The following is a 5,013-nucleotide window of genomic DNA, read 5'->3' on the forward strand; positions in this document are numbered from 1 at the left end:
GAGGGTAAAACAGGTAGTCTAATGGTGTTGCAAAACTCCTAGAAAAGAGGCATAAGGATGGGCAAACGCTACGTTGTGACCATGACCAAGGCTGAGCGCGGCACGCTGGAGGAACTCATCGGGACAGGCAAAGCCGCGGCACGCAAGTTCACCTATGCTCGTATCCTGTTGAAGGCCGACCAGAGTTGCAACGGGCCAGGCTGGGAAGACAAGCAGATTGGTGAGGCGTTAGAGGTGAGCGTTTCTACGGTTGAGCGGGTGCGCCGACGGTTTATCGAAGAAGGCTTGGAGGCAGCACTTCATCGCCGGCCCTCATCAAGCTCGCGGCAGCGGAAAGTGGATGGTGTACAAGAGGCTCAGCTGATCGCCTTGGCTTGCAGCAAGCCGCCTGAAGGAAGGGCAGTCTGGTCGCTGCGACTGTTGGCGGACAAGCTGGTGGCGCTTGAGCATATCGACAGCGTGTCGCATGAGACCGTTCGGCAGGTGCTAAAAAAAACGAACTCAAGCCGCATCTGAAGGAGATGTGGGTGATTCCGCCCCAGCAGAGTGCCGCCTTCGTTTATCACCTGGAAGATGTGCTTGAGGTGTATCAACGACCCTTTGATGAGACCACACCGCTGGTCTGTTTCGACGAGCAGCCCACCCAACTGATCCGCGAAGTGCGTGAGCCTCTACCCTCGGTGCCGGGTCAGCCTGAGCGCTATGACTACGAGTACCACCGCGAAGGCACCGCCAACCTGTTCATGTTCTTTGCGCCCTTAGAAGTCTGGCGTCACGTCAAGGTGACCGAGCGTCGCACCAAGATCGACTTTGCCCACTGCATGCGTGAGCTGGTCGATGTTCATTTTCCTCAAGCCGCCACCATCACCGTGGTTCGTGACCAGCTCAACACCCACGGCCCTGATGCTCTTTATGAAGCCTTTGCTCCGCAGGAAGCAGCACGTATCCTGAACCGAATAGAGTTCCACTACACGCCTAAGCACGGCTCCTGGCTCAACATGGCTGAAATCGAACTCTCGGTGCTCTCGCGTCAGTGTCTCAACAGGCGTATTCCCGACAAGCACATGCTGGAACAAGAGATCAGCGCCTGAGAAGCTGAGCGCAATGCCTCTCAGGCTACTGTTGACTGGCGCTTTACTACTGCCGATGCTCGTATCAAGCTCAGGCGGCTCTACCCGTCAACTTCTGCTTGACAGACTACTAGTGCCCTTAACCTATTAGTTGAGGCCCACTAGTAGTCTGTCAGCCTTCTTTTGATGGGTCGTTGCGAGGAGCGGAGCGGGTACGAAGTCGTGCGAAGCAACGTGGCAATCTCGCGCCTCTCTCCTCACAAGAGATTGCTTCGCTTCGCTCGCAATGTTCGCGCAGCACCCCGCAGGGACAACCCATCATTTTTGCCTTGACAGACCACTAGGGCCTAAGGGCTAGTGCCCTTAACCCAGGCGAGCCTTCATACCGGCTCCCCGGTCCCGTCCCCAAAGGCTAAGTGCATGGGCCTGTCCACGGTCGTCCGCAAGATGACCGTCGTCTGGGTGCGCTCGACGCCCTCGACCATCCACAGCCGGTCCAAGAAGCTGTCGAGCTTCTGGGTGCTGGCGACGCGGACCTTGGCGATGTAGCCGTGCTCGCCGGCGACCGCATGAAGCTCCTCGATCTCGGGCAGGGGCCCCAGGTTCTCGACCAGGTTGGCGGCGGGATAGCGCGGCTGCGGCGCGATCGAGACATAGGCGCAAACGCCGCGGCCCAGGGCCTCGGCATCGAAGACCGCGCGGTAGCCGCGGATGACCCCCAGGCCCTCGAGCTTGCGCACCCGCTCGCCCACGGCGGGCGCCGACAGGCCCACCCGCTTGGCGATAGTGGCGTGGCTGGCGCGGCCGTCGTCGCGGAGAATGCTGAGGATGTGCTGGTCGATGGCGTCGAAGGTCATGGTTCTCGTTCCTATCAAAGGCTACCACGCCCTGTCCTGGTAGGGCGCGGTGCGTCCGCTCGGTCCTCGGCACCGGTATCGATCGGTATCGAGCCGCGCGGCGAACTGGTGGTGGACGAGGGGTTCTAGCGCGGCAAGAGGACGAAGGCTCAGGTCTCTGGCAGCCACAGCTCGAGCGCGCCCGCCTGCAAAGAGAGTTCGACCACGCCGTCCGGCCGCTCCGTCTCGTCGTCCAGGTGGAGGGGCTCGCCCATGGGCTCGAGCCTCACCCTCTTGCCGCGCCGCACCCGGAACCCGGCTTGCGGCCGCTCCTCCCTCAGGCGGCCGTTGAGATAGCTGCCGAGCGCCTCGCGCTCGTCCGCGCCGACGAGGACGAGGTCCAAAAGGCCGTCGCCGACCTCGGCCTGGGGAGCGAGCTCCAGGTTGGGCCCGATGGAGCGGATGTTCATGGCCTCGGCGAGCAGGTAGTCACCCGACAGGTCTTCGCCGTCGAGGGTGATGGTCCAGGGCCTAGCGTGGTAGCCGGATAGGGTCTCGAGCAGCCTTTTGAGGGCGCGCTCCGGCGCTTTGTCCTCTTCGCCGGCGCGCTCGGCCAGGGTGTGGGCGAAGAGGCCCGTGCCCACCGCCTCGACGAAGGGACGCTCGCCCCAGGGACCGTGGGCGAGGCCGATATCGAAGGGCCGGCGGCGCGGCGCGGCCAGGCCGGCGATGAGGGCTTCCACGGGACCGCCTAGACCCAGAGTCCGGGCGACGTTGTTGACGGTGCCGAGCGGCAGGATGGCGAAGGGCAGGCCGCGGCCGAGCAAGAGGCTCGTCACCGAGCCCACCGTGCCGTCGCCGCCGGCGACGATCACTAAGTCGCTGGGCGCCTCCAGGGCCTCATCCATTGTCTTTTTGGTAACCGCCGTGGTGCTGTAGCCGGCAGCCTCCAGCGCCGCCTCGAGCTCGTCGCTGCTGGGGTCGCCGTTCTCGGGGTCGCCGTTGTAGATAAGGGTCGCTTGCCGGGTCGTCGTCATGGCCTCAGTCTAGCCGAGTGACGCCGCGAGTCTCGGGTCGTCCTTACGGTTGGCGGGGCGGGGTTGGGGCATAGTATAGTAGGGTGAAGGCTCGCGCCGCAAGGAGGAAGCATGCGCATTCTCATCACCAACGACGACGGCATCTACAGCCCCGGCATCAAGGCGCTGGCCGAGGTTGCCGCCCGGTTCGGCGAGGTCCGCATCGTCGCCCCCGATGTCGAGCAGTCCTCGATGGGCCACGCCATCACCGCTTCGAGGCCGCTCCACTACCGCAAGACGCCCATAGACGGTTTCGAGGCCTACCGGGTGAACGGCACCCCCGCCGACTGCGTGGCCCTGGGCGGCTATCACTGGGAAAAGGTGGACCTGGTCTTTTCGGGCATCAACATCGGCTATAACCTGGGCAATTCGATGTGGCACTCGGGGACGCTGGCGGGCGCCAAGCAGGCGACACTGTTGGGCATGCGCGGGGTGGCCTTCAGCGCTCCGGCCATCGACGAGGGCGTCGACTACGAGGCCCTCAAGCCCTACGCCGTGCGGGTGATCGAGCGCCTGCTCGAGGACCCCTCGCTCAGGCTCGTCAACGTCAACTTTCCCGAGCGGCCCACCGACCTGCGCTGGACCTTTCAGTCGGTGCGCCACTACGACGGCAAGGTCTTTCCCGGCGAGGACCCGATGGGCCGCAAGCACTATTGGTTCGCCGCCGTGCCCATCGAGGCCACCGAGGAGGGCAGCGACCGCTGGGCCACCGAGCAGGGTTTGGTCTCGCTGACGCCGCTCAGGCTCGATCTCACCGACCGGCAGGCTTTGGCTCGAGCCAGGGCCGAACTGGTGTCGGACTGAGCAAAGCTCTACTAGGTAGGCCCACTAGGGCCAGTGCCCTTAACCTATCCCTAGTAGACAGTCTAGGAGACAGCACGTGACCAAAGAAGCCTACCCCGACGCCGGCCCCCTGATCATGGTCGATCTGCCCGGCCCGGAGCTGGACGACGCCTGGCGCGATCACCTGCTGCGGCATGACATCCGCGCGGTCTGCCTGTTTGGCAGGAACGCGGCGAGCAGCGCGCAGGCGCAGCGGCTGGTGGCGGAGTTGCGCGAGCTCATCGGGCCGGGCGCGATTATCGCCATCGACCAGGAAGGGGGCGGCGTGGTGCGCACCCGCGACCTGCCCTTTCCGCCGAGCGCCATGAGCTTGGGCGCCAGTCAGGACCCCGAACTCGCCTTCAGGGTGGGGGCGGCGACGGCGAGGGGGCTGCGTGCGCTGGGCGTCAACTGGAACTTCGCGCCTGTCCTGGACGTGAGCAACAACCCGCGCAACCCGGTCATCGGTGACCGCTCCTTTGGCGGCGACCCCGAGGCCGTCGCCTCGCTGGCGCTCGCCTGGGCGCGCGGCTCGGAAGGAGAGGGCGTCGCCTCCTGCGTCAAGCACTTTCCCGGCCACGGCGACACCCATCTGGACAGCCACCTCTCTCTGCCGACCGTGGACAAGCCCATGGACGAGCTGGCGGAGCTCGAGTTCCGTCCCTTCAAAAGGGCCGTCGCGGCGGGCGTACCGGCCTTTATGACGGCGCACATCGTCTACCTGGCGCTGGGCGGCGAGCGTCCTGCTACGCTCTCGCGCGAGATCCTGACCAAACTGCTGCGCCAGGACTGGGGCTATGACGGGGTTATCATCACCGACTCGATGGGCATGAAGGCGGTCTCCGACAACTTCGGCCGCGGCGAGGCGGCCGTGATGGCGCTCGAGGCCGGCGCGGACATGGTGATGGCGTTAGGCTCCAGGGAGGCGCAAGAGGAGACGCTCGCGGCCATCGCGCTAGCGCGGCAAGGGGGGCGGCTCGACGGGGCGGCCACGCGGCGCAGCCTGGAAAGGCTCGAGGGCTTCGCCGCCCGCTTTCCCGCCCGGGCTGTGGCCTACAGCGCCGAGGCTCGAGAGGCGGACGAGGCGCTCATGGCCGAGGCCTGGCGGCGCGGCCTGAGCCTTTACGGGGAGCCGCGGCGGCCCGCGCCCAACGCACCGGTCCTGCTCCTGGTCGCCCGCGAGACGCCCGGCGAGAACGTCAGCGAGGG

Annotated in this window: 4 protein-coding genes and 1 pseudogene; 3 read left to right on the top strand and 2 right to left on the bottom strand. The window is 65.5% G+C overall.

Features of this window, described 5'->3' with window-relative positions; genetic code table 11:
- Positions 1–57: 57 nt before the first annotated feature.
- A pseudogene (locus M3498_04985) lies at positions 58–1,193 on the top strand (IS630 family transposase).
- Between the two features lie 257 nt (positions 1,194–1,450).
- Here the strand turns inward: M3498_04985 and M3498_04990 are convergent.
- Together M3498_04990 and M3498_04995 are read right to left on the bottom strand one after the other, a co-directional pair.
- Positions 1,451–1,927: an Lrp/AsnC family transcriptional regulator gene (locus tag M3498_04990; protein MDQ3458652.1), complete on the bottom strand. Its 477-nt coding sequence runs from the start codon at positions 1,925–1,927 to the stop codon at positions 1,451–1,453.
- 149 nt (positions 1,928–2,076) lie between these two features.
- Positions 2,077–2,943: a diacylglycerol kinase family lipid kinase gene (locus M3498_04995; GenBank protein ID MDQ3458653.1), complete on the bottom strand. Its 867-nt coding sequence runs from the start codon at positions 2,941–2,943 to the stop codon at positions 2,077–2,079.
- Between the two features lie 111 nt (positions 2,944–3,054).
- Here M3498_04995 and surE point away from each other — a divergent pair, with 111 nt between their 5' ends.
- Both surE and nagZ read left to right on the top strand, forming a co-directional pair.
- Positions 3,055–3,786, top strand: a complete 732-nt coding sequence (gene surE, locus M3498_05000) for a 5'/3'-nucleotidase SurE (protein ID MDQ3458654.1) — start codon at positions 3,055–3,057, stop codon at positions 3,784–3,786.
- A 76-nt stretch (positions 3,787–3,862) separates the two neighbouring features.
- Positions 3,863–5,013: beta-N-acetylhexosaminidase (gene nagZ / locus M3498_05005; protein MDQ3458655.1), on the top strand; the 1,151-nt coding region annotated here is incomplete at its 3' end.

This window comes from Deinococcota bacterium (assembly GCA_030858465.1).
In the GTDB taxonomy this organism is placed as follows: Bacteria; Deinococcota; Deinococci; order Deinococcales; family Trueperaceae; genus JALZLY01.